This is a genomic window from Pseudomonas sp. SDO5591_S426 (assembly GCF_054070755.1).
This window is the reverse complement of the sequence record NZ_JBSVXD010000335.1, coordinates 1-3369: the sequence shown is the minus strand read 5'-3', so window position 1 is coordinate 3369 and position 3369 is coordinate 1. Positions and strand designations below refer to the sequence as shown.

The window sequence follows — 3369 nt, the reverse complement described above, 5'->3', positions numbered from 1 at the left end:
TCTCCACAATGATCGTTCCCACGCTCTGCGTGGGAATGCAGCCCGTGACGCTCTGCGTCACTGGACGCGGAGCGTCCCTAGAGGCATTCCCACGCAGAGCGTGGGAACGATCGGTTACAGGTTAAAGGCTTGGAAGCAACTTGGCCGGAACCAATTCAGTCAGACAACGCGAAGCCAACAGTTCAGTCGCCGCATTGATGTCCGGCGCAAAGAACCGGTCCTTCTCATAAAACGGCACTTCTTTACGCAGAATGGCGCGAGCCTTTTCCAGCTTCGTCGACGTCTTCAGACCGTTGCGCAGGTCCAGACCCTGCACCGCCGCCAACCATTCCACCGCGAGAATCCCGCGAGTGTTCTCAGCCATTTCCCACAGGCGCTTGCCCGCAGCCGGAGCCATCGACACATGGTCTTCCTGGTTGGCGGAGGTCGGCAGGCTATCCACCGAATGCGGATGGGACAGCGCCTTGTTTTCGCTGGCCAGTGCAGCAGCCGTCACCTGGGCAATCATGAAGCCGGAGTTCACGCCGCCGTTGGCCACCAGGAATGGCGGCAGTTGCGACATGTGCTTGTCCATCATCAGCGAGATGCGGCGTTCGCTCAGGGAGCCGATTTCGGCGATGGCCAACGCCATGTTGTCAGCGGCCATGGCCACCGGCTCGGCGTGGAAGTTGCCGCCGGAAATCACGTCGCCTTCGGCAGCGAACACCAATGGGTTATCGGAGACGGCGTTGGCTTCGACGGCCAGCACTTCGGCGGCCTGACGGAACTGAGTCAGGCAGGCGCCCATGACTTGCGGCTGGCAGCGCAGCGAGTACGGGTCCTGGACTTTTTCACAGTTCTCGTGGGAGTCGGACACTTCGCTGCGCTCGCCCAGCAGATCGCGGTAAGCGGCAGCGGCGTCGATCTGGCCTTTCTGGCCACGGGCAGCGTGGATGCGTGCATCGAACGGCGAGCGCGAGCCCAATACCGCTTCAACGGTCAGGCCGCCGAGCGCCAGGGCACCGGCGAACAGGTCTTCGCCTTCGAACAGGCCACGCAGGGCAAACGCGGTGGAAACCTGAGTGCCGTTGAGCAGCGCCAGGCCTTCTTTCGCAGCCAGGGTCAGCGGCGCCAGACCAGCGACTTTCAGCGCTTCGGTGGCTTCCATCCACTCACCTTTGTAGCGCGCCTTGCCTTCGCCCAGCAGCACCAGCGACATGTGGGCCAGAGGCGCCAGGTCACCCGATGCACCGACCGAACCTTTCAGCGGAATGTGCGGGTATACCTCGGCGTTGATCAGGGCGATCAGCGCGTCGATCACCACGCGGCGAATGCCGGAGAAACCACGGCTCAGGCTGTTGACCTTGAGCACCATGACCAGGCGCACCAGCTCATCGCTGATCGGTTGGCCGACGCCGGCGGCGTGGGACAGCACCAGCGAGCGCTGCAGGTTTTCCAGGTCTTCGCTGGCGATGCGGGTCGAAGCCAGCAGGCCGAAACCGGTGTTGATGCCGTAGGCGGTGCGGTTTTCGGCGAGGATCTGTTCCACGCAGGCAACGCTGGCTTCGATCTGCGCCGAGGCGCTGTTGTCGAGGGTCAGTTTCACCGGTTGCTGATACACCTCACGCAGTTGAGCGAGGGTCAGTTGGCCAGGGATCAAATTAAGCGCAGTCACATTCATTCTCCTTTTGAGAGTTTTTATTAACTAACCAGACGCTCCGGAGATGTCCGTTGTCCGTCGCTTCCCACCTTTTGGGGGGCTGGCGCCTTGGCACGCTGGCTTATGTAGAAATCAGTTCAGGTTCGGCAAAGTGTTGTGCAGCAAATTCGCGTCTTTCAACACGCCAGCAGCGGCGGCGATGTCCGGTGCCAACCAACGATCCTGATCGTAAGCCGGAACCCGTTCACGCAGCAGACGCCACGCGGCATCGGTGCCCGCGCCGAAGCGCTGCTCTTTCAAAAATTCAAACGCCTGGGCCGCCAGCAAGTATTCGATGGCAAGGATCTGCGTGCAGTTTTCCAGCGCGCGATGCAGCTTGAGTGCGGCGTTGGTGCCCATGCTCAGGTGATCTTCCTGCAGACCCGAAGTCACGTAGTTGTCGAGCACTGCCGGTTGCGCCAATTGGCGGTTCTCCGCACACAGCGAAGCGGCGACGTACTGCACGATCATCATCCCGGAATTCACCCCCGGATTGGCCACCAAAAATGCCGGCAGACCGCTGACGTGCGGGTTGATCAAACGGTCGAGGCGCCGCTCGGCGATGGAGCCGATTTCCGCCATGGCGATCGCCAGCAGGTCCGCCGCCAACGCCACGGATTGACCGTGCGGGTTGGCCTGGGAAACCACGCGGTAATTGTCCGCAGTGCCCAGCACCAGGGGGTTGTCGGTGGCGCCGTTGAGCTCGGTTTCGATCTGCTTGATCGCGTGCACCAGTTGATCGCGTGCAGCGCCGTGTACCTGCGGAATCGAGCGAATGCTCAGGGCATCTTGCGTGCGAATGCCTTTGCTCTGGGCGATCACTTCGCTGCCGTCGAGCAAGGCGCGCAGGTTGATACCGACCTGTTGCATGCCCGGGTGCGGTTTGAGCGCGATGATCTCGGCATCGAACGCGTCAATCTGCCCGCGCTGGGCTTCGAAGCTCATGGCGCCGATCACGTCGGCCCAGTGCAGCAGGCGCGTGGCGTCGGCGATGGCCAGGCAGCTCAGGCCGCTCATGCACGGCGTGCCGTTGACCAGGCACAAACCGTCTTTGGCGCCGAGTTTTACCGGTTGCAGGCCTTCTTCAGCCAGCGCCTGCTGAGCCGATACGATCTGCCCGCGATAGCTGACATTGCCCACGCCCAACAGCGCGATGCCGATGTGCGCCATGTGGGTGAGGTAACCCACCGAACCCTGGGACGGCACTTGCGGAGTGATGCCGCGGTTGAGCAGCGCCAGCAGCGCTTCAACCACCTGACGATGCAGGCCGGATTTGCCGTGGCTGTAGTTGACGATGGCCGCGCACATGATCGCGCGGGCCTGTTCGTCGCTCAGCGGCGCGCCGACACCACAGGCGTGGCTGAGCAAGGTATTACGCGACAACTGGCTGAGTTGTTCGTCCTGCAGCGAGACGTTGCACAGCGCGCCCAGGCCGGTGTTGATGCCGTAGGCACGTTCGCCGCTGGAGACGATGCGCTGGACGATGGCCTGAGCGTTTTCGATGCGCGCCCAGATCGGTGCCGACAGCTCGAGCTGCGCGCCATCGCGGGCCACGGCGACCACGTCCTGCCAAGTGACCTGCGCTTCGGTGATAACGATTTTTTCAGCCTGGGACATCTTTGACCTCATCCAAATATTGATGCAGCTTTACCGGCCCCATCGCTGGCAAGCCAGCTCCCACAAGCATCTCC

The 3369-nt window shown here is 62.2% G+C and carries 2 protein-coding genes; both read right to left on the bottom strand.

The genetic code is table 11. The features are described 5' to 3' along the window. Nucleotides 1–121 precede the first annotated feature (121 nt). A complete protein-coding gene (hutH, locus tag ACW9JC_RS29480; RefSeq protein ID WP_338584274.1) occupies nucleotides 122–1660 on the bottom strand; it encodes a histidine ammonia-lyase in 1539 nt (512 codons plus the stop codon). A gap of 111 nt (nucleotides 1661–1771) precedes the next feature. Continuing rightward, nucleotides 1772–3295: a histidine ammonia-lyase gene (hutH, locus tag ACW9JC_RS29475; protein ID WP_457459448.1), complete on the bottom strand. Its 1524-nt coding sequence runs from the start codon at nucleotides 3293–3295 to the stop codon at nucleotides 1772–1774. Between the last annotated feature and the right edge of the window lie 74 nt (nucleotides 3296–3369).

What these genes read in the sequence shown, in the direction of transcription:
- hutH (WP_338584274.1), bottom strand. Translation starts at nt 1,660, where the DNA reads ATGAATGTGACTGCGCTTAATTTGATCCCTGGCCAACTGACCCTCGCT.
- hutH (WP_457459448.1), bottom strand. Translation starts at nt 3,295, where the DNA reads ATGTCCCAGGCTGAAAAAATCGTTATCACCGAAGCGCAGGTCACTTGG.